This window comes from Streptomyces durbertensis (assembly GCF_014156695.1).
Classification (GTDB): Bacteria; Actinomycetota; Actinomycetes; order Streptomycetales; family Streptomycetaceae; genus Streptomyces; species Streptomyces durbertensis.
Genome location: NZ_WMLF01000005.1, coordinates 15,739 through 35,126, shown reverse-complemented (window position 1 = coordinate 35,126; position 19,388 = coordinate 15,739). Strand labels below are relative to the sequence as shown.

The 19,388-nt window shown below is 74.7% G+C and carries 21 protein-coding genes and 1 riboswitch; of the genes, 10 read left to right on the top strand and 11 right to left on the bottom strand.

The genetic code is table 11. The features are described 5' to 3' along the window. From GL263_RS00845 to GL263_RS00835, 3 genes are all read left to right on the top strand, one after another. Positions 1 to 304: BRCT domain-containing protein (locus GL263_RS00845; protein WP_323379195.1), on the top strand; the 304-nt coding region annotated here is incomplete at its 5' end. Positions 305 to 330: 26 nt separating this feature from the next. Next, entirely contained in the window at positions 331 to 1,155 is an 825-nt protein-coding gene (locus tag GL263_RS00840) for an SURF1 family cytochrome oxidase biogenesis protein (RefSeq protein ID WP_182853562.1), read from the top strand. A gap of 5 nt (positions 1,156 to 1,160) precedes the next feature. Next, entirely contained in the window at positions 1,161 to 1,916 is a 756-nt protein-coding gene (locus GL263_RS00835; protein WP_182853561.1) for an SDR family oxidoreductase, read from the top strand. 32 nt (positions 1,917 to 1,948) lie between these two features. On the opposite strand, the gene GL263_RS00830 is transcribed toward GL263_RS00835, so the two are convergent. The 8 genes from GL263_RS00830 to abc-f form a co-directional block, all read right to left on the bottom strand. Then, positions 1,949 to 2,650 carry an alkaline shock response membrane anchor protein AmaP gene (locus GL263_RS00830; protein ID WP_182853560.1) on the bottom strand — a complete coding sequence of 234 codons (702 nt, stop codon included), beginning with the start codon at positions 2,648 to 2,650 and terminating at the stop codon, positions 1,949 to 1,951. 1 nt (position 2,651) lies between these two features. Next, positions 2,652 to 3,362, bottom strand: a complete 711-nt coding sequence (locus tag GL263_RS00825) for a DUF6286 domain-containing protein (RefSeq protein ID WP_323379194.1) — start codon at positions 3,360 to 3,362, stop codon at positions 2,652 to 2,654. Beyond that, positions 3,359 to 3,742, bottom strand: coding sequence for an Asp23/Gls24 family envelope stress response protein (locus GL263_RS00820; protein ID WP_182853559.1), 384 nt, complete (start codon positions 3,740 to 3,742; stop codon positions 3,359 to 3,361). The genes GL263_RS00825 and GL263_RS00820 overlap by 4 nt, the downstream gene beginning before the upstream one ends. A gap of 3 nt (positions 3,743 to 3,745) precedes the next feature. After that, complete coding sequence (locus GL263_RS00815; protein WP_143645890.1) at positions 3,746 to 3,934, bottom strand: hypothetical protein; 189 nt, start codon at positions 3,932 to 3,934, stop codon at positions 3,746 to 3,748. Between the two features lie 102 nt (positions 3,935 to 4,036). Next, on the bottom strand, positions 4,037 to 4,513 hold the full coding sequence (locus GL263_RS00810) for an Asp23/Gls24 family envelope stress response protein (protein ID WP_182853558.1): 477 nt from the start codon (positions 4,511 to 4,513) through the stop codon (positions 4,037 to 4,039). Positions 4,514 to 4,656: 143 nt separating this feature from the next. After that, positions 4,657 to 5,436 (bottom strand): enoyl-CoA hydratase/isomerase family protein, encoded by a 780-nt coding sequence (locus GL263_RS00805; RefSeq protein WP_182853557.1) that lies wholly within the window; start codon positions 5,434 to 5,436, stop codon positions 4,657 to 4,659. 111 nt (positions 5,437 to 5,547) lie between these two features. Next, a complete protein-coding gene (locus GL263_RS00800; RefSeq protein WP_182853556.1) occupies positions 5,548 to 5,766 on the bottom strand; it encodes a helix-turn-helix domain-containing protein in 219 nt (72 codons plus the stop codon). A 339-nt stretch (positions 5,767 to 6,105) separates the two neighbouring features. Further along, a complete protein-coding gene (abc-f, locus tag GL263_RS00795) occupies positions 6,106 to 7,704 on the bottom strand; it encodes a ribosomal protection-like ABC-F family protein (protein ID WP_182853555.1) in 1,599 nt (532 codons plus the stop codon). 246 nt (positions 7,705 to 7,950) lie between these two features. Between abc-f and GL263_RS00790 the strand changes: the two genes are divergently transcribed. Further along, on the top strand, positions 7,951 to 8,373 hold the full coding sequence (locus GL263_RS00790) for a VOC family protein (RefSeq protein ID WP_228455985.1): 423 nt from the start codon (positions 7,951 to 7,953) through the stop codon (positions 8,371 to 8,373). A gap of 97 nt (positions 8,374 to 8,470) precedes the next feature. Here GL263_RS00790 and GL263_RS00785 read toward each other — a convergent pair whose 3' ends face one another. The 3 genes from GL263_RS00785 to GL263_RS00775 form a co-directional block, all read right to left on the bottom strand. Then, positions 8,471 to 9,886: a hypothetical protein gene (locus GL263_RS00785; protein WP_182853553.1), complete on the bottom strand. Its 1,416-nt coding sequence runs from the start codon at positions 9,884 to 9,886 to the stop codon at positions 8,471 to 8,473. A 93-nt stretch (positions 9,887 to 9,979) separates the two neighbouring features. Next, on the bottom strand, positions 9,980 to 11,110 hold the full coding sequence (locus GL263_RS00780; RefSeq protein WP_182853552.1) for an alpha/beta hydrolase family protein: 1,131 nt from the start codon (positions 11,108 to 11,110) through the stop codon (positions 9,980 to 9,982). A 32-nt stretch (positions 11,111 to 11,142) separates the two neighbouring features. Next, entirely contained in the window at positions 11,143 to 11,883 is a 741-nt protein-coding gene (locus GL263_RS00775; protein ID WP_323379193.1) for a class II aldolase/adducin family protein, read from the bottom strand. Positions 11,884 to 12,138: 255 nt separating this feature from the next. On the opposite strand from GL263_RS00775, the gene GL263_RS00770 reads away from it, so the two are divergent. The 6 genes from GL263_RS00770 (at position 12,139) to cobO (ending at position 19,385) form a co-directional block, all read left to right on the top strand. After that, entirely contained in the window at positions 12,139 to 13,467 is a 1,329-nt protein-coding gene (locus GL263_RS00770; protein WP_182853550.1) for an inorganic phosphate transporter, read from the top strand. Positions 13,468 to 13,555: 88 nt separating this feature from the next. Then, positions 13,556 to 13,771: a hypothetical protein gene (locus tag GL263_RS00765; RefSeq protein WP_182853549.1), complete on the top strand. Its 216-nt coding sequence runs from the start codon at positions 13,556 to 13,558 to the stop codon at positions 13,769 to 13,771. Between the two features lie 121 nt (positions 13,772 to 13,892). Next, a riboswitch (cobalamin riboswitch) is annotated at positions 13,893 to 14,023 on the top strand. 152 nt (positions 14,024 to 14,175) lie between these two features. Next, the gene (locus GL263_RS00760; RefSeq protein WP_182853548.1) at positions 14,176 to 15,144 is read left to right on the top strand and encodes a cobalamin biosynthesis protein; all 969 of its coding nucleotides are present in this window, start codon (positions 14,176 to 14,178) and stop codon (positions 15,142 to 15,144) included. Further along, positions 15,134 to 16,687, top strand: a complete 1,554-nt coding sequence (locus GL263_RS00755) for a cobyric acid synthase (protein ID WP_182853547.1) — start codon at positions 15,134 to 15,136, stop codon at positions 16,685 to 16,687. The genes GL263_RS00760 and GL263_RS00755 overlap by 11 nt, the downstream gene beginning before the upstream one ends. After that, entirely contained in the window at positions 16,684 to 18,789 is a 2,106-nt protein-coding gene (locus tag GL263_RS00750; RefSeq protein WP_182853546.1) for a putative cobaltochelatase, read from the top strand. The genes GL263_RS00755 and GL263_RS00750 overlap by 4 nt, the downstream gene beginning before the upstream one ends. Then, positions 18,789 to 19,385 carry a cob(I)yrinic acid a,c-diamide adenosyltransferase gene (gene cobO, locus GL263_RS00745; protein WP_182853545.1) on the top strand — a complete coding sequence of 199 codons (597 nt, stop codon included), beginning with the start codon at positions 18,789 to 18,791 and terminating at the stop codon, positions 19,383 to 19,385. The genes GL263_RS00750 and cobO overlap by 1 nt, the downstream gene beginning before the upstream one ends. The last annotated feature ends 3 nt before the right edge of the window (positions 19,386 to 19,388 follow it).

The window sequence follows — 19,388 nt, the reverse complement described above, 5'->3', positions numbered from 1 at the left end:
CCCCTACCCCAACCCCGGCCACTACGTGCCGGGCGGTCCCCTCGTGCAGGGCATGCGGGTGGCGTTCTCCGGCGACACCAGCACCGACCGGGAGATCCTGGAGGACCGGGCCACCGAGGCCGGGCTGCACATCGCGAGCAGTGTGTCGCGGCTCACCAGCCTGCTGGTGACCAACGACCCCGACGCGGCCACCAGCAAGGTCCTCCGCGCCCGCGGCTTCGGTACGCCGGTGATCGACGAGGCCGCCTTCACCCAGCTGCTGCGGGACGTGGCCCCCGCGCCCCGACCCACCGGACAGCCGTAGCGGGCGGCCGGGTACCGTCGACTACCGTGTACCGCTTCCTGTTGACCCGGCAGTGGGTGACCCTCACGCTGGTCTCCCTCCTGCTGATGCCGGCGATGGTCAAGCTCGGCTTCTGGCAGTTCCACCGCCACGAGGCGAGAGTCGCGAACAACAACCGCATCGCACAGGCGCTCGCGGCGGACCCCGTACCGGTGACCCGGCTCACCGAACCGGGCGGCTCGGTCGACGAACGCCACCGCTACCGCCCGGTGACCGCCACGGGGCGGTACGACGCCGACAACGAGGTCGTGGTGCGCCGCCGGACCGCCTCCGACGGCAAGCAGATCGGCTACTTCGTCCTGACCCCGCTGGTGCTGGAGCGCGGCGGCGGCGTGCTGCTCGTGAACCGGGGCTGGGTGCCGCCGGGCGCCGACCAGACCGTGTATCCCGACACGCCCGACGTGCCCTTCGGCACGGTCACCGTCACCGGCCGCCTGCTGCCCGACGAGACGTCCGCCAGGACGGGCATCAAGGACCGGAGCGGGCTGCCCGACCGCCAGGTCATGCTGATCAACAGCGTGCAGCAGGCCGAGCGGACGGGACTCCCCGTGCTCGGCGGCCACATCCAGCTGACCGCGACCAGCCCCGAGCCCACCGAGGCGCAGTCCGCGGAACCGGTGCCCGAGCCGGACCACAGCGGCATCGGCGCGCACATGGCCTACGCCGTGCAGTGGTGGCTGTTCGTCGCCGCCGTGCCGGTCGGCTGGGTTGTCCTCGTCCGCCGCGAGCTGCGGGACCGGGCGGCGGCCCAGCGGGACGAGGCGTCCGGCGAACCCGCCCTGGCGGGCGCCGCGGGCGGCACGGCAGACTGATCACCATGGATCTCGGACTGACGGACAGGGTCTACGTGGTGACCGGCGGAACGCGCGGGCTCGGCCTCGCCGCCGCCAGGGAGCTGGTCGAGGACGGCGCACGGGTGGTGATCAGCGGCCGGACGGAGGAGTCCGCCGAGAACACGGCGCGGGCGCTCGGACCGGGAGCGGTCGGCGTCGCCGCCGACAACGCCGACCCGCAGACGGCGACCCGGCTCGTCGACACCGCCTTCGAGCGGTTCGGGCGCTTCGACGGTGTGCTCGTCAGCGTCGGCGGACCGCCCGCGGGCGACACGGAGACGATCACCGACGACCAGTGGCAGACGGCCTTCGAGTCGGTCTTCCTCGGCGCGGTCCGGCTGGCCCGCACCGCGGCCGGCCGGCTCGGCGAGGGCGGGGTGATCGGCTTTGTGCTCTCCGGCTCGGTGACCGAGCCCATCCCCGGGCTGACGGTCTCCAACGGGCTGCGCCCCGGACTGGCCGGCTTCGCCAAGTCGCTGGCGAACGAGCTGGGGCCGCGCGGCATCCGCGTCGTGGGACTGCTTCCGTCGAGGATCGACACCGACCGGCTCCGCGAGCTGGACGCGCTGTCCGGGGACGCGGAGGCGGCCCGGGCCCGCCACTCGGCAACCATCCCGCTGCGCCGGTACGGCCGGCCGGAGGAGTTCGGCAGGGCCGCCGCCTTCCTGCTCTCTCCCGCCGCGTCCTACCTGACGGGCACCATGCTGCCGGTGGACGGCGGCGCCCAGCACCGGATCTGACGCCGGGCGGCGGGGCCTGCCCCGCCGGGCGGTCAGCCGACGCGGCTCGGCCGGTGGCGGACGGCTCTCAGCCGGGTCTCCGCCGGCAGCCGTTCCAGCCCCGCCGAGCTGCGGGCGTTCTCCAGGACCTCGGTGCTCAGCCGGTGCACGGCCTCGTCCGGCACGGCGTACGGTTCGAGCAGCAGCCCGATCCGGGCGCGCGGCGCGCGTGGGCGGCCGACCAGCCGGACGGCGGCCCGGTCCACTCCGGGCAGCGATCCGGCCTCGGCCGCCATCGCCTCCTCCAGGGCCCGCGCCCGCAGCACCGCGTCGGGGCCGTCGTCCGGCCCGTGGTGCGCCCCCTCGTCCGGCCCGTCGTGGGGAGCACCGTCGGGGGCGTTGTAGGGGCCGTCGTAGGGGCCGTGCTTGCCGCCGGCGGTGGGGGCGAGGGTCATCTCCCGTACCCGGCCGCGGCCGAGCTGGGCCAGCAGCCACCACAGCAGCAGCGCCGCCAGCACACCGAGCACGGCGAAGACCGTCGGCCACCACCAGCGCTCGCCGCGCCACCGGGTACGGTCGCCCTCGGCGAGCACGACCTCCTGCGGGCCGGTCCACGACCAGCCCGCGGGCAGGCCGAAGCCCCACCGCTCCGGAAGGTCGGCCGCCGCGACCAGGGCGGCGGCGCCGAGCACCAGCAGGCCGAGGCCCACCAGGCCCAGCAGCAGCCGGTTCATCACGCGAAGCACTGTGTCCACCTCACCGTCGTGCCGGACGTCTGACCTGGACCGCGAGCCGTGGCGGGCGCCTCAGGCCGAGCCGGGCGACGCCGTCCGCCAGCGCCTCCTCGGTCTCCGCCCGGACCGTGTCGACGTCCCGGAAGTGGGACTCGGCGCGCACCCGCACCCGGCGCCGCCGCACGGACACGCGTACGCTCCGCACGCCCGGCACCTCCATCACGCGGTCGCGCAGCACCAGGGCCGCCGCCCCGCGTTCGAGGCCGGCACGCAGGTCCGGCTCACCGCGCATCGTCAGCAGGTTCCGCAGCCCGGGAGTGAGGGCGAGCACCAGCAGCCACAGGCCCAGCAGCACGGCCGCGGCGGCGCAGCCCACCACCACCGGGTCGTCCAGCCGCCGGGTGGCCAGTTCGGCGGCGAGTTCACGCCGCCACGCCCCGCCGGTCTGCCCGGCGCGGACGATCGCGACGTCGTAGAGCAGCAGCGCGGTGCCGGCGAGCAGCAACAGCCCGACGATCAGGGCCGGCAGTCGCCGGACGGACCAGAACCGGCCACCGCCGTTGTCCGGACGGCCCCGCTGGAGGCCCTGGTAGGAGGCGGTGGGCGGCTGCTCCCGCCCCGTGTCGTCGGCCGGGTGCCTGGTGACCGGACCGCCGGCCCTGGGCAGGCGCGGCGGCTCGGGCTCCCCGGCGCCGGCCCGCACCGCCTCGGGTCGCGTGGCGTCCTCGCTCACCGCAGATACTCCGTCTCCTGCTCGGCGAGGCGCACGGCGTGCAGTGCCTGCACCTCCACCACGACCTCGCAGCTGGTCATTCCCGCGAGTTCGGCCAGTCTCACGCAGACCCGGCGGCGCACGGCGGCGCACCACGCGGCGATGTCGCACGGATAGTCGAGTTCGACGGCCACCCGCACCCTCACCCGGCCGCCGGTGTTTTCGGTGCCCGGCATGGCGCGGACGGCCACCGCCGCGTGCGGCGCGTGGGCGGCGGGGCCGGGCCGGCCCGGGGCGCGGCGAAGGGCCTCGTGCGCCGCCTGCGCGGCGATCTTGGCCACCACGCGATCGGCGATCGTGAGGGCCCCGCGTTCCCGGGCCGGGACGGTGTCCACGGCCACGGACTACCTCCCGCGGGAGTTGTCGCGGCCCCGGAAGAAGTCCCCGGGCTCCAGGTCGCCGTCGGCGAAGCGACCGACGACAAATCCCACGGCGCCGAGCGCCGCGACGAGCAGGAAGGCACCGAAGCCGCCGAAGTACCCGGCGAAGCCCAGCGCCATGCCTGCGATCAGGCCGATGGCGGACATACTCATCGTGCGCTCCTCACGTTCCGGCTCAGCCGGCGGTCAGGTCGTCGAGTCGTGTCGTGGATCGGGTCCGGGACGGGGCCGGCCTCGCCGGCCAGGCCGGCCGGGTCACTGGAGTTGGCGGTCCCCGCCCTCTTCGTCCTCGTCGTCCTCCTCGTCGGGAAGCTTGACGTCGCTGACGGCGATGTTGACCTCGACGACCTCAAGGCCGGTCATCTGCTCCACCGAGGAGATCACGTTGCCGCGCACGGAGTTCGCGACCTCGACGATCGACACGCCGTAGTCGACGACGATCTCGAGGTCGAGGGCGCTCTGTGTCTCCCCGACCTCCGCCTTGACCCCGCGGGTGACGGACTTGCTGCTGCCGGGCACCCGGTCGCGCACGGCACCGAAGGTCCGGGAGAACCCACCGCCCATGGCGTGGACGCCGATGACGTCCCGTGCGGCCATCCCGGCGATCTTCGCCACCACGCTGTCGGCGATGGTGGTCTTGCCGCGTTCGGAGTTGCCCGCTCCCTTGCGGCCGCCGGACTGGCCCCTGCTCTCGGCGTTGGGCTCCCTGGTCCCTGTGGAGGTCTCGCTCATCACCTGCACCCCTTTCGGCCTTTCGGCTCCGGTCTGACGGTGCCGGGAGCGGCGGCCGGCGCCGCCGCCCCCATGCCACGTTAGGTCCGGGTGCCCCGATGTGCCCGATCCATCACGGCCGTTCGGGGGTTTTTGTCCGCCGGTCAGTCGCCGAGGCCGGCGAGGTCCGCCAGGCGGCGGCCCTGGGCCGCGCGCTCGGCGACGCGCTGCTCCTCGTAGTCGCGTTCCGTGGCACCGCGCAGCAGCGCCTTGGTCTCCACGACGGCGTCGCGGGGAGCGGCGAGCAGCGCGGCCGCGAGGTCGGCGGTGGCCGCGTCCAGTTCGGCACGCGGTACCACCAGGTTGGCCAGGCCGATGCGCTCGGCCTCCTCGGCGTGGACGAACCTGCCGGTGGCGCAGATCTCCAGCGCACGCCCGTAGCCGACGTGGTGGACCAGCGGGTGGGTGCCCGTCAGGTCGGGGACCAGCCCGAGGCTCGTCTCGCGCATCGCGAACAGGGCGTCGTCGGCGCAGACCCGCAGGTCGCAGGCGAGCGCCAGCTGGAAGCCGGCGCCGATGGCGTGTCCCTGGACTGCGGCCACGCTGACGACGTCGTTGCGTCGCCACCAGGTGAACGCCTCCTGGTACTCGGCGATGAGCCTGTCCAGTTCCTCGGCCGGGCCCTTGGCCATGTCGAGGAAGGAGGGTTCGCCGTCGAAGCCCTCGGGGGTGAACGCCTGCCGGTCGAGGCCCGCGGAGAAGGACTGGCCCTCGCCGCGCAGCACAACAACCCGGACGCCGCCCGGCAGCATCCGCCCCGCGTCCGTCAGGGCCCGCCACATGGCGGGCGACTGGGCGTTCCGCTTGGCGGCGTTGGCCAGCGTGACAGTGGCGACGGCGTCGTCGACGGTCAGCCTGACGCCGTCCCGGTCGAGCAGGGTCATCGGATCCTCCATGGGGTTACCCGCCAGTCAAGTGACTGAAGAGTAACCACCCGGCAGGACGCACGGTACCTCCGCGCCCCCGGCCCGCGGACCCGGAGGCCCGCGGGCCGGTCAGGCCGACGCCTTCTTTCCCCGGGTCGCTCCGCCGCGGCCTCGCAGCGTCACGCCGGACTCGCTCAGCATCCGGTGCACAAATCCGTAGGAGCGGCCGGTCTCCTCGGCCAACGCCCGGATGCTCGCACCGGAGTCGTACTTCTTCTTCAGGTCAGCCGCGAGCTTCTCGCGCGCGGCGCCGGTCACCCGGCTGCCCTTCTTCAGAGTCTCGGCCACCCGTGCCTCCTCATGGGAAGTGCGCTCTGGACTCTCATGATCACCCCTCCCCGCACTTCTGGCCACCCATTCGACAAGGTCTGTGGAAGGAGGTTGCCGATCGGCACATATGTGTGCTCGGCGTGTGGGCGCTCCCCCGCGCCCCGGGTGGGAGCCGCCCGCGCCCCTCGGCGGACGGCGACGCCGCTGGTCAGCGGTGTGCCGGTGGCGCGGAGAACCGGAGTGGCGCGTTCCGCCGGCGGGGGCCGCCGGGGCGCCGCCCCCGCCCGTGGAAGCACCGGGGGCGACGGATTCTCACGCAGATGACGGATTCCCCGTCGGCCGATCGCCCGACGTCGCTCAGGCGAGGGCGACCAGATCCGCGTAGTCCTGGCCCCAGAGGTCCTCCACACCGTCCGGCAGCAGGATGATCCGCTCCGGGGCGAGCGCGTCGACCGCGCCCTCGTCGTGCGTCACCAGCACGACCGCTCCGGTGAAGGTCCGCAGCGCGCCGAGGATCTCCTCGCGGCTGGCCGGGTCGAGGTTGTTCGTCGGCTCGTCCAGCAGCAGCACGTTCGCCGACGACACCACCAGGGTGGCCAGCGCCAGCCGGGTCTTCTCCCCGCCGGAGAGCACCCCCGCCGGCTTGTCCACGTCGTCGCCGGAGAAGAGGAAGGAGCCCAGCACCTTGCGCACGTGGACGAGGTCCATGTCGGGCGCCGCCGAGCGCATGTTCTCCAGGACCGTGCGGTCGGGGTCGAGCGTCTCGTGCTCCTGCGCGTAGTAGCCGAGTTTGAGGCCGTGCCCGGGGACGACCTTGCCGGTGTCCGGCTGCTCGACGCCGGCCAGCAGCCGCAGCAGCGTCGTCTTGCCGGCGCCGTTGAGGCCGAGGATGACCACCCGCGAGCCGCGGTCGACGGCCAGGTCCACGTCCGTGAAGATCTCCAGCGAACCGTAGGACTTCGACAGCCCCTCGGCCATGAGCGGCGTCCTGCCGCACGGCGCCGGGTCGGGGAAGCGCAGCTTGGCGACCTTGTCGGACTGCCGCTGCTCCTCCAGTCCGGACAGCAGGCGCTCGGCGCGCTTGGCCATGTTCTGCGCGGCCACCGCCTTGGTCGCCTTGGCCCGCATCTTGTCCGCCTGCGCGGACAGCGCCGCCGCCTTCTTCTCGGCGTTGGCCCGCTCCCGCTTGCGGCGCTTCTCGTCCGCCTCGCGTTGCGTCAGGTACTGCTTCCAGCCCATGTTGTACTGGTCGATGCAGGCGCGGTTGGCGTCCAGGTAGAAGACCTTGTTGACCACCGTCTCCACGAGGTCGATGTCGTGGGAGATGACGATCAGGCCGCCGCGGTAGGTCTTGAGGAAGTCCCGCAGCCAGACGATCGAGTCGGCGTCGAGGTGGTTCGTCGGCTCGTCGAGCAGCAGGTAGTCGGCGTCGGAGAAGAGGATGCGGGCCAGCTCCACCCGTCGGCGCTGGCCGCCGGAGAGGGTGTTCAGCGGCTGGCCGAGCACCCGGTCGGGCAGGCCCAGGCTGGCCGCGATGGTCGCCGCCTCGGCCTCCGCCGCGTAGCCGCCCTTGGTCAGGAACTCGGTCTCCAGCCGTTCGTACTTGCGCATCGCGCGCTCGCGGGTGGCGCCCTGGCCGCCGGCCATGCGGTCCTCGTTCTCCCGCATCTTGCGCAGCACGACGTCCAGGCCGCGGGCGGAGAGGATGCGGTCTCTGGCGAGCACCTCGAGGTCGCCGGTGCGCGGGTCCTGCGGGAGGTAGCCGACGTCGCCGCCGCGGGTGATGGCGCCGGCGGCCGGAACGCCCTCCCCGGCGAGGCACTTGGTGAGGGTCGTCTTGCCGGCGCCGTTGCGGCCGACGAGGCCGATGCGGTCGCCCCGGGAGACCCGGAAGGTGGCGGACTCGATGAGGACGCGGGCGCCGGCGCGCAGCTCGACACCGGTGGCGGTGATCACGTGGTTCTCCTGGACATGACGTACGCGGGAAGGGGGCGACTGGCGCGCACCGCCGGCCGGCAGGGGCGGCGGTGGGGTACGTCGTCGGACTAGTGCAGGAGTGTGTAGGCCATGCGGCCCAGTCTAACGGCGCGGGGCAAGCGGTTTTCCTCGGCGGCGGCGGGTCTCGCGTGGGCCCCGGCCTGTCTCCGGGGCCGGTTGTCCGACCCCGGCGGCAGACTGTGGGCAACGAAGGGAAGTGATCACATGACCGAGTCCACACCCGTCGAACAGCCCGCCCCGACCGTCTGCCCGGTACTGCTCTACCGCGACGCGAAGGCCGCCGTCAGCACCCTGACCGAGGCGTTCGGGTTCACCGCCGACGCCGTCTACGAGGACGAGGACGGCCAGGTGCTGCACGCCGAGCTGTCCTACGGCAACGGCACCGTCATGCTCGGCTCCCAGGGAGGCGAGGGCGCCTTCGCCGAGGCCATGCGGGAGGACGGCACGACCGCCGTCTTTGTCACCGTGCCGGACGCGGACGCCCACCACGACCGGGCCAAGGCGCACGGCGTGGAGATCATCGCGCCGCCGACCGACCAGGACTACGGCTCGCGTGACTACATCGCCCGCGACCCCGAGGGGAACGTCTGGTCCTTCGGCACGTACGCGGTGCAGCAGGGCGGCTGAGCCCGGCCGGGAACCGGGCGCGCGAGTCGGTGCGGCCCGCGCGGTGCCGGACCCGACGGCCGGTCCGGCACCGCGCGGCGGGGCGGTGGGCGGGGGCTCAGCCGCCGGTGTGGACCTGGAAGGCGGCGCGGCGCACGGCCCGGGCCAGCGCCGGGTCCGGGTGGGCCGCCGCCAGCGCCACGAGCACCTGCACGGTCCGGGGGTGGCCGGTCGCTCTGACCTCCTCCAGCAGCCGGGGCAGCGATTCCTGCGGCGCCGAGGACAGGTGCTCGACAAGCAGTTGGGCCTCGCCGTGGTCGGCGACGGCCGCGGCGGTGTCGATCCACAGCCAGGTGGCCTCCGCCCTGGTCAGCACGCCGGGCGCGCCGCCGGCCAGGTCCTCGGGGTCGGCGCCCTCGTGCTCGGCGAGCCAGAGCAGGGCGTAGGGCCGCAGCACGGGGTCGCCCTCGGCGGCGTCGCGCACGGCGCCCTCGGCCGGCGCGCCCACCACCCGCAGCGCCTCGAAGGCGAGCGCCCGCACCAGGGCGTCCTCGCCCCGGGCGGCGTCGAGCAGTTCGGCGACCGCGGGGCCGGTGGGCCGGGCCGCGAGCCAGGCGCGGTACTCGTCGCGGGCGGGCCCCGGGCTCAGCCGGGCGCAGCCGCGCAGCATGGCGCCTGCGGACTGCTCGATGTTGCCGGCGGGGCTGAGCGCGGCCACGCAGATCCGCTCCAGGCGCAGCCACACCGCCCAGTCGCCGAGCGGGGTGAGCGCCGCCTGTCCGGTGGCGTCCGGTGTCTGGCAGCGGGTCAGCGCGCCGACCGCCGCGAGGCCGTCCAGCGCCCAGTCGAGCATCGGCGTCAGCTCGCCGGCGGACGGCAGCGCGTCGACCGCGAGCGCGGCGCCGGGCGGGGGCGTGGCGGTGTCGGGTCCCGCCGCGGGCTCGCCGGGGCAGGCGCGCTCGGTGCGGAGTTCGGCGACGCGCTGGGCGAGGAGTTCCCGCAGCGCCTCCTCGGCCATCGGGCCGGAGGACAGGTGCATCACCGACAGGAACTGCGGCACGGCCACCACGGTGTCGCCGATGAGTGTCGGGTCGGCCTCGTCGGCCGCCGGGTGGGCGAGGGACCACGCGTCGAAGAGCGCGACCCAGCCGCGCAGCACGGCCGCGTCGTCCCGGTCCCAGGCGCGCAGCCGCCAGCCGGCCCGCGCGGTCCCGGCGTGCAGCTCGACGAGTCCGGCGAGCTTGGCCCGGTCCCAGTGGACGGGCACGCGGTCGGCCGGCATCCCCAACTCCTCGGCGGCCCGGGCGGAGACGGTCGGCGCTGATATACCGGCCGCGGCGGCCCAGCGGGCGAGGCGTACGGCGTCCTCCAGCGCGGCCCGCGCCTGTCGGGCCAGTTCCTCCCGGGGTGCGAGGGTGGCCGGTGGGCGCGGCGCCGGGCGGCTCCGCCGGATCTCGGCGGAGCGGCGGGCGGTGGCCACGGCCTGCCTGGGGACGAGGCTCAGTCTGGTGTCTCGCGGAGTACGGGACGTCACGGGGGCAGTCTTCCTCGTGACCCGCCAAAAGCCCAAACCGCACGCGTAACCCCGCAGATGGCGCCCCTCACGCCGCCCCGGCCCGTAGCGTTGCTACACCAGGGGGGTGAGGAAGCGGCGGAGCGCTTCCTCGTAGCGGGGGCGGTCGGCGTTCCACAGGGCGGCGTGCGCGGCGTGGTGGCCGGTGTAGAGGGTGACCAGCTCCTGGCGTCGCTCGGCGAAGCGGCGGGAGGCGCCGTACGGCGACACCCGGTCGTCCTTGCTGTGCAGCAGCAGTACCGGGATGTCGAGTCCGCGCGGGTCGACGACCTCCGTCAGATGGGCGTGGTCGAGTCCGGCCCTGCCCTCCACGGCGCGTTCCACCAGTGGCAGCGCGACGGACGGCACCCGGCCGGCGGCCAGGGCCCGTACCGTGGCCCGCCAGTCGAGTACCGGGGAGTCGAGCACCACGCCGCACACGTGGCGGCGCAGCGGGGAGTGGACGGCGGTGTGCAGCGCCATGGTGGCGCCGGTGGACCAGCCGTGCAGGACCACACGTTCGGCGCCGTACCGCAGGGCGTACCGGACGGCCGCGTCCACGTCGCGCCATTCGGTGGCGCCGAGGTGGCCGACGCCGTCGGGCGAGCGCGGCGCGCCCTCGTCGCCCCGGTAGGCGAGGTCGAGCACCGGGGCCTGGAGGCGGTGCAGCAGCGGCAGCACGTTCATCGGGTGTTCGCGGGTGGTGCCCAGGCCGTGCACGGTGATCACCCAGGTGTCCCGGTCGCCGTGCACGAACCACGCGGGCAGCGGGCCGAGTTCGCCGGGGATGGCGCCGTCGGCGTACGGGATCGCCAACGCCCGGCCGGGGTCGCCGCTGTGGATCTGCGGCGTCATCCGGACCCGGGCGCCGGGCCGGAGGTCGCCGCGGGTGATGCGGACCAGTCGCCGGGCGACCGTGTCGGCGGTGGTGGCGCCGTCGCGCAGCGGTTCGCCGACGACGGCGTGGCAGTCGGCGCCGAGCAGCCCGTAGGTGCCGGGGAGCAGGGTGTCCAGCGTGCGGGTGAGCGTGATCCGGTCGACGCCGACGTCGTGCACGGTCAGCGGCGTGTTGTCGAAGCCCGGCGGCCCGTCCGCCCGGCGCGGGCGGAGCGCGGCGCCGGAGCCGACGCGGCCTACCGCCAGGGCCGCCGCACCGGTTCCGAGCATGGTTGTGGCGGCAACCGCCGCCTTGGTCCGCAGGCGCACCTGTCCAGTGTGGGACGGATCGACGGCCGCCGCTACCGGGCGGGGTCGTCCGGGTGACGTCCGTAGCCGCGGAAGCGTTCGGCGGCCTCGGCGAGTTCGGCGGAGCCGAGCACTCCGGGGGTGAGGCCGGGCACGGAGCGCGCGGCCAGCCAGACGCGGCACATCCACTCCAGCTGCGCGGTGCGTTCCAGCGCCTGGTCGAGGTCGGCGCCGAGGGCGACGGTGCCGTGGTTGGCCAGCAGGCAGGCGGCGCGGTCCCGCAGCGCCGCCACCGTGGCGCGGGCCAGTTCGGGGCTGCCGAAGCAGGCGTAGGGCGCCACCCGGACGGGGCCGCCGAGTGCGGCGGTCTGGTAGTGGATCGGCGGCAGCTCGGTCACCAGGGTGGAGACGGCGGTGGCGTGGACGGCGTGGGTGTGGACGATCGCGCGGGCGTCGGTCGCCCGGTAGACCGCGAGGTGGAGGGGGAGTTCGCTGGTGGGGGGCGCCTCGCCGGACAGGCGTGTGCCGTCCAGGTCGACCGCGCACAGGTCGTCGGGGCCCAGCCGGTCGTAGGGCACGCCGCTCGGGGTGACCAGCACCGTGTCGGCCAGCCGTAGGGAGACGTTGCCGGAGGTGCCGACGACCAGGCCGTCGGCGACCGTGCGGCGGGCGGTGGCGACGAGGTGGGACCACGCCGCCCGGTGCTCCTCGGAGGGTGCCCCGGCGGCTCGCCGGTTCGCCCCCTCGTCATCCTCCGGACATCCTCCGTTGGGAAACCCTCGTGTCGGCCGCACTGGTCCCGTCCCTCCCGGGCGGCCCTTCGCCGCCCCTCTTTCGGTGGATCTCACCGGCGTGACAAGGATCTCCCCGAAGGGGGGATGGACAACCGGAAAACCCCCGGTGACCTCCAGGTACGGGCCGTCGGCCAGTCGGAGGCACACCCGCCGCCGCACGGAGACACCTGACCGCCCGTCCCAGTTCATCTTCCGTTCACCCAGCCTCCTTACGTTCGCCGAGCCAACCTGACCACCGAACTGATTGCCGGGTGAATGGAACACATCACGCTTCTCATCGGGATCGTGATCGTCACCGCCTTGGTGTTCGACTTTACGAACGGCTTCCACGACACCGCGAACGCGATGGCGACCACCATCTCGACGGGTGCGATGAAGCCGAAGGCCGCTGTGGCCATGTCCGCGGTCCTCAACCTCGTCGGCGCATTCCTCTCCGTCGAGGTGGCCAAGACGATCTCGTCCGGCATGCTCGACGAGGCGTCCGGCATCAAGCCCGAAGTGATCTTCGCCGGTCTGGTCGGCGCGATCCTGTGGAACCTCCTGACCTGGCTGGCGGGCCTGCCCTCCAGTTCCTCGCACGCCCTGATGGGCGGCCTCATCGGTGCCACGCTCGCCTCGGTCGGCTTCGGCGGCGTCAACGGCGACGTGGTGGTCATGAAGGTCCTCATCCCGGCGCTGGCCGCGCCGCTGGTCGCCGGTACCGCGGCCATGCTGGCCACCCGCCTCACCTACCGGCTGGCCCGCAAGGCGGACGAGCGGAAGACCGCCAAGGGCTACAAGGCCGGTCAGATCACCTCCGCCGCGCTGGTCTCGCTGGCCCACGGCACCAACGACGCCCAGAAGACGATGGGTGTCATCACCCTGGCCCTGATCTCCGGCGGCATCCTGGGCGCCGACGCCGACCCGCCGCTGTGGGTCATCGCCTCGGCGGGTATCGCCATCGCGCTCGGCACCTACCTCGGCGGTTGGCGCATCATCCGCACCATGGGCAAGGGCCTGACCGACATCCAGCCGCCGCAGGGCTTCGCCGCCCAGACCAGCGCGGCCGTCACCATCCTGGCCTCCTCCAACATCGGCTTCTCGCTGTCCACCACCCACGTGTGCTCCGGCGCCGTGATGGGTTCGGGTCTGGGCCGCAAGGGCGGTGTGGTCCGCTGGTCCACCGCCACCCGGATGTTCGTCGGCTGGGGCATGACGCTGCCGGCCGCGGGTCTGATCGCCGCGATCTCCGCGGTCATCGCCGAGCAGGGCGACTGGGGCGTCGCCGTGGTCGCGGTCCTGCTGGTCGTCTCCAGCGCCGCCATCTGGCTGGCCTCGCGCCGCGAGGTCGTCGACCACACCAACGTCAACGACGTCGATCCGATCGCCCCGCAGGCCGCGGAGGCGACCGAGGCCGCCGAGGCGGACACAGCCCGGCCGGCCGACGAGAACGCCGAGCCGCAGCCCGCCGGCGTGGTCACCACCGCCATCCGGGCCGTCTCCCCACCGCCCGCCGGTGTGGTGCCGCCCCAGCCCGACACCGGGTCGGGGGCCGGCGAGGAGCCGGCCGAGGCGAGCAAGCCCACCGCCGGCCTGGCCCCCTGAGCACTCCGCTCTCCCCCGTCTCTCCCCCGTCCGAACCGGCTCGCGCTCAGGCGCCCGACCGGACTCGAGCGAATAGGAAACAACGACGATGAACATCGACTGGATCGCCCTGGGCGAGGTCTTCGGTGTGAGCCTGGTGGCCACCATCGCCCTGGTCGGGGTCTTCACCCTGGGCATCCTGGGCTCCGGCTCCTCGGCCGGGCGTTCCGGCGGCGGCGCGGTGCTCGCCCGTTCCGCCTCCGTCGCCTGCTACGCCGTCTGCGCGGCCGCCGTGGCCTTCGGTATCTACCTCATCGCGACCTGAGCCCCGGCTGTCCGCCCCCGTTTCGGTGTGCCCGCTCACACTCCCCGCCGCAGGTCAGGCCGTGAGTTGACGGCTTCGACCGCGCGTGGTGGACTTCCCGCAGCCATCACGGCGGCAGGAGAGGAAGCCGGTGCGAGTCCGGCGCGGTCCCGCCACTGTCACCGGGGAGCACGCCCCGACACGTCACGGTCGATCCGCCACGAGCGGCGGCTGGAAGACCGGGGAAGGTGCGGATCCGGGAGCCAGGAGACTCTCACCGCCGGTTTCGTCGAGCCAGGGCGAGGACCCTGAGTGAGGACACCGCCATGCCCCGCACCGCGCCCTGCCGCGCCGTCCACCGGGCGGCCCCGCCGCCGCCTTCGAGGAGTCGTTCCCTGGGACCGGCGCGCTGAGGGGCGGGCCGGATGCGCAGTCATCTTTCCGGGGCGCTCCTGGGCTACGCCGCCGACGTGCTGTTCGGCGACCCCCGGCGCGGTCACCCGGTGGCCGTCTTCGGGTCGTTCGCCACACGTCTTGAGCGGCGGCTGTGGCGGGACGACCGGGCGGCCGGGGCGCTGTTCACCGCCGTGTGCGCCGGCGGCGCCGCGCTGACCGCCGCCGCCGCGCACGGCGCGCTGCGGGCCCGTCCGCTGCCGCACGCCGCGCTGACCGCCGCCGCCACCTGGGCCGTCCTCGGCGGCACCTCGCTCGCCCGGGAGGCCGAGGCCGTCGGTGCCGCGCTGGCGGCCGGCGACCTCGACGCCGCGCGCGAGCGGCTGCCGCACCTGTGCGGCCGGGACCCGCGGGCGCTGGACGCCGACGGCATCGCCCGCGCGGTGGTCGAGTCCGTCGCCGAGAACACCTCGGACGCCGTCGTCGGCGCGCTGGTGTGGGGGGCGGCAGCCGGGGTGCCCGGGCTGGTCGGCTTCCGGGCCGTCAACACGCTGGACGCGATGGTCGGCCACCGTTCGCCGCGCCATCTGCGGTTCGGCTGGAGCGCGGCCCGGCTGGACGACGTGGCGGGCTGGCCGGGGGCCCGGCTCTCCGCGCTGCTCGCCGTGGCACTGGGGCCGGACCGGGCCGGTGCCGTGCGGGCCTGGCGGGAGGACGCCGGCCGGCATCCGAGCCCCAACGCGGGGGTGGTGGAGGCGGCGTTCGCCGGCGCGCTCGGTGTGCGGCTCGGCGGCACGCTCTCCTACGGTGGCCGGGTTGAGCACCGGCCGGTGCTCAACCCGGCGGGCCGGGCGGTGGAGGTCGCCGACATCAACCGCGCGGTACGGCTGTCCCGGCGGGTGGGCGCGCTGGCCCTGGCGGTCACCCTCGCCGGGCGCGTCGCCGCCACGTCGGTGCGCGGTGCCCGCACGAGGAAGGCCGGAGGTCGAGGTGTCGTCTGACGGGACGTTCGGGGGTGGCGGGCTGCTGGTGGCCGGCACCACCTCCGACGCGGGGAAGAGCGTCGTCACCGCCGGGATCTGCCGCTGGCTGGCCCGGCAGGGCGTCAAGGTGGCGCCCTTCAAGGCGCAGAACATGTCGCTGAACTCCTTTGTCACCCGGGACGGCGCCGAGATAGGCCGGGCGCAGGCCATGCAGGCGGCGGCCGCGGGCGTGGAGCCGAGCGCGCTGATGAACCCCGTGCTGCTCAAGCCGGGGAGCGACCGGACCAGTCAGGTGGTGCTGATGGGCCGCGCGGTGGGCGAGTTGAGCGCGCGCGGCTTCCACAGCGGTCGGCGCGAGCGGCTGCTGGCCACCGTCACGGAGTGCCTGGCCGAGCTCCGCCGCACCCACGACGTGGTGGTCTGCGAGGGCGCCGGCAGCCCCGCCGAGATCAACCTGCGGCACAGCGACATCGTCAACATGGGGCTGGCCCGGGCCGCCCGGCTGCCGGTGCTGGTGGTCGGCGACATCGACCGCGGCGGGGTGTTCGCCTCGTTCTTCGGCACGACGGCCCTGCTGTCCGCCGAGGACCAGAAGCTGCTGGCCGGCTACCTGGTCAACAAGTTCCGCGGTGACGTCTCACTTCTGGAGCCGGGGCTTGAGACGCTGCGTTCGCTGACCGGCCGGGGCACCTACGGCGTGCTGCCCTACCAGCACGGGCTCGGCATCGACGAGGAGGACGGGCTGCGGATCTCGCTGCGCGGCACCGTGCGGGAGAGCAACACCGCCGCCCCGTACGGCGCCGAGGTGCTGCGGGTGTCCGTGCTGCCCGTGCCGCTGATGTCGAACTTCACCGACGTGGACGCGCTGGCCGCCGAGCCCGGCGTGGTGGTGCGCTTCGCCGACCGCCCGCAGGAGCTGGCCGACGCGGACCTCGTGGTGGTGCCCGGCACCCGGGGCACGGTCCGGGCGCTCGACTGGCTGCGGCGGCGCGGGCTCGCGGACGAGCTGGCCGCCAGGGCGGCGGCCGGCCGCCCTGTGCTGGGCGTCTGCGGCGGCTACCAGCTGCTGGGCGAGCACATCCACGACGACGTCGAGTCCCGGGCCGGCTCGGTGCCCGGTCTCGGACTGCTGCCGGTGCGGGTCCGCTTCGCGCCGGAGAAGACGTTGGCCCGCCCGGCCGGCCACGGCCTGGGCACCCGCGCGGAGGGCTACGAGATCCACCACGGCGTCGCCGAAGTGCTGGGCGGCGAGCCGCTGTTCACCGACGACTCCGGCGCGCCCCTGGACGGCTGCCGGCGCGGCACGGTGTGGGGCACGCACTGGCACGGCTCCCTGGAGAGCGACGACTTCCGCCGGGCGTTCCTGCGCCGGGTGGCCGCCGACAGCGGCCGGGACTTCGTGCCCGCCCCCGACACCGACTTCGCCGCGCTGCGCGAGGAGCAGCTGGACCGGCTCGGTGACCTGATCGAAGAACATGCCGACACGGCCGCCCTGTGGCGGCTCATCGAAGACGGTGTGCCCGAGGGCCTGCCGTTCCTACCGCCGGGAGCACCCGAATGAGCACCCACACGCCCTATCCGTTCACCGCGATCGTCGGCATGGACGATCTGCGGCTGGGACTGCTGCTGAACGCCGTGTCCCCGGCGGTGGGCGGCGTCCTGGTGCGCGGCGAGAAGGGCACGGCCAAGTCGACGGCGGTACGGGCGCTTTCGGCACTGCTGCCGGCGGTGCCGGTGGTGACCGGCTGCCGCTTCTCCTGCGCCCCCGCCGCGCCCGACCCGCGCTGCCCCGACGGCCCGCACGCGCCCGAAAGCGGCGGCTCCGGCGGGGAGGAACGACCGGCCCGCATGGTGGAGTTGCCGGTCGGCGCCTCCGAGGACCGGCTGGTCGGCGCACTGGACATCGAACGCGCGCTGGCCGAGGGGGTGAAGGCGTTCGAGCCGGGCCTGCTGGCCGAGGCCCACCGCGGCGTGCTGTACGTCGACGAGGTGAACCTGCTCCACGACCATCTGGTGGACCTGCTGCTGGACGCCGCCGCGATGGGCGCCTCCCACGTCGAGCGGGAGGGCGTCTCGGTGCGGCACGCCGCGCGCTTCCTGCTGGTCGGCACGATGAACCCGGAGGAGGGCGAGCTGCGGCCGCAGCTGCTCGACCGGTTCGGGCTGACGGTGGAGGTCGCCGCCTCGCGGGACACCGACGAGCGCGTCGAGGTCGTCCGCCGCCGGCTGGCCTACGAGAGCGACCCGGCCGCGTTCGCCGCCAGCTGGGCGCGGGAGGAGCAGGAGCTGCGGGAGCGGATCGCCGCCGCCCGCGCGCTGCTGCCGCGTGTGGAGCTGGGCGAGGGTGCGCTGCGGCAGATCGCCGCGACCTGCGCCGCCTTTGAGGTCGACGGGATGCGGGCGGACATCGTGATGGCCCGCACGGCGACCGCGCTGGCCGCCTGGGCCGGTCGCGACCAGGTGGGCTCGCAGGACGTGCGGCAGGCCGCGCTGCTCGCGCTGCCGCACCGCCGCCGCCGCAACCCCTTCGACGCGCCCGGCCTCGACGAGGACCGGCTCGACGAGATCCTTGAGCAGAACGCGCCCGAGGCGCCGGAGCAGCCCGAGCCTCCCACTCCCGACGGGGGCGGCGACGGCGACCCGGACGGAGACCCCGACGGCCCGGACGGCGGCGGCCCCGACGGCGGCGGACCGGACGGCGGACCGAACGACCCCGACGGCGGCCCCGGCGGCGGACGGCGGCCGGAACCTGCCGAGCAGCCGGAGGACACACCCGGCCCCTCGGTGCCCGAACAGCCGGGCGAGCGGCCGTCGTCGGACGGCGCGCAGGGCACCGAGGCCGCTCCCGCGCCCGCCGGTGAGCCGTTCCGCACCCGCATGCTGTCCGTGCCCGGCGTCGGCGAGGGCGCGGCCGGTCGCCGCTCCCGGGCGCGTACCGCGCACGGCCGCACCACCGGCTCCCGCCGGCCGAACGGCCACCTCGGCCGGCTGCACCTCGCCGCGACCGTGCAGGCCGCGGCCCCGCACCAGGGCGCCCGTGGCCGCAGCGGCCGGGGCCTGGTCGTGCGCCGGGAGGACCTGCGGGAGTCGGTGCGCGAGGGCCGGGAGAGCAATCTGGTCCTGTTTGTCGTGGACGCCTCCGGTTCGATGGCCGCGCGGCAGCGGATGAGCGCGGTCAAGGGCGCCGTGCTGTCGCTGCTGCTCGACGCCTACCAGCGGCGGGACAAGGTCGGCATGGTCACCTTCCGGCGTGCGGACGCCGAGCTGACGCTGCCGCCGACGTCCTCGGTGGACGCGGCGGCGGCCCGCCTGGAGAAGCTGCCGACCGGTGGCCGCACCCCGCTGGCGGCCGGGTTGCTCCGGGCCCGGGAGGTGCTGCGGATCGAGCGGCTGCGCGACCCGGCGCGCCGGCCGCTGCTGGTGGCGGTCACCGACGGGCGGGCCACCGGCGGCCCCGAGCCCGTCGTCCGGGCCCGCCACGCCGCCCGGCTGCTGGCCGGCGACGGGATCGCCAGCGTGGTCGTGGACTGCGAGACGGGCCCGGTGCGGCTCGGCCTGGCCGGCGAGCTGGCCGGGGACCTCCAGGGCCCCGCGGTGACGTTGGCGGAGCTTCGCGCGGACGCGGTGTCCGCGCTGGTCAAGGACGTACGGAGGGCAGCGTAGTGCCGAAGGGTCAGCCGAGTGTCGTTCCCGAGGACGGACTCACCACACGACAGCGCCGCAACCGGCCGCTGGTCGCCGTGCACACCGGTACCGGCAAGGGGAAGTCGACGGCCGCGTTCGGGCTGGCGCTGCGGGCCTGGAACCAGGGCTGGCCGATCGGGGTGTTCCAGTTCGTGAAGTCGGCCAAGTGGAAGGTCGGCGAGGAGCGCGCGCTGCGGGTGCTGGGCGCCAGCGGCGAGGGCGGCACGGTCGCCTGGCACAAGATGGGCGAGGGCTGGTCGTGGGTCCAGCGGGACATCTCCACCTCCGAGGACGCCGCCCGCGAGGGCTGGGAGCAGGTCAAGAGGGACCTGGCGGCGGAGACGTACCGGCTGTACGTGCTGGACGAGTTCGCGTACCCGATGCACTGGGGCTGGGTGGACACCGCCGAGGTCGTCGAGGTGCTGCGCACCCGTCCCGGCACCCAGCACGTGGTGATCACCGGGCGGAACGCGCCACGGGAGCTGATCGACGCGGCCGACCTGGTCACCGAGATGGGCAAGGTCAAGCACCCCATGGACGCGGGCCAGAAGGGCCAGCGGGGGATCGAGTGGTGAGGA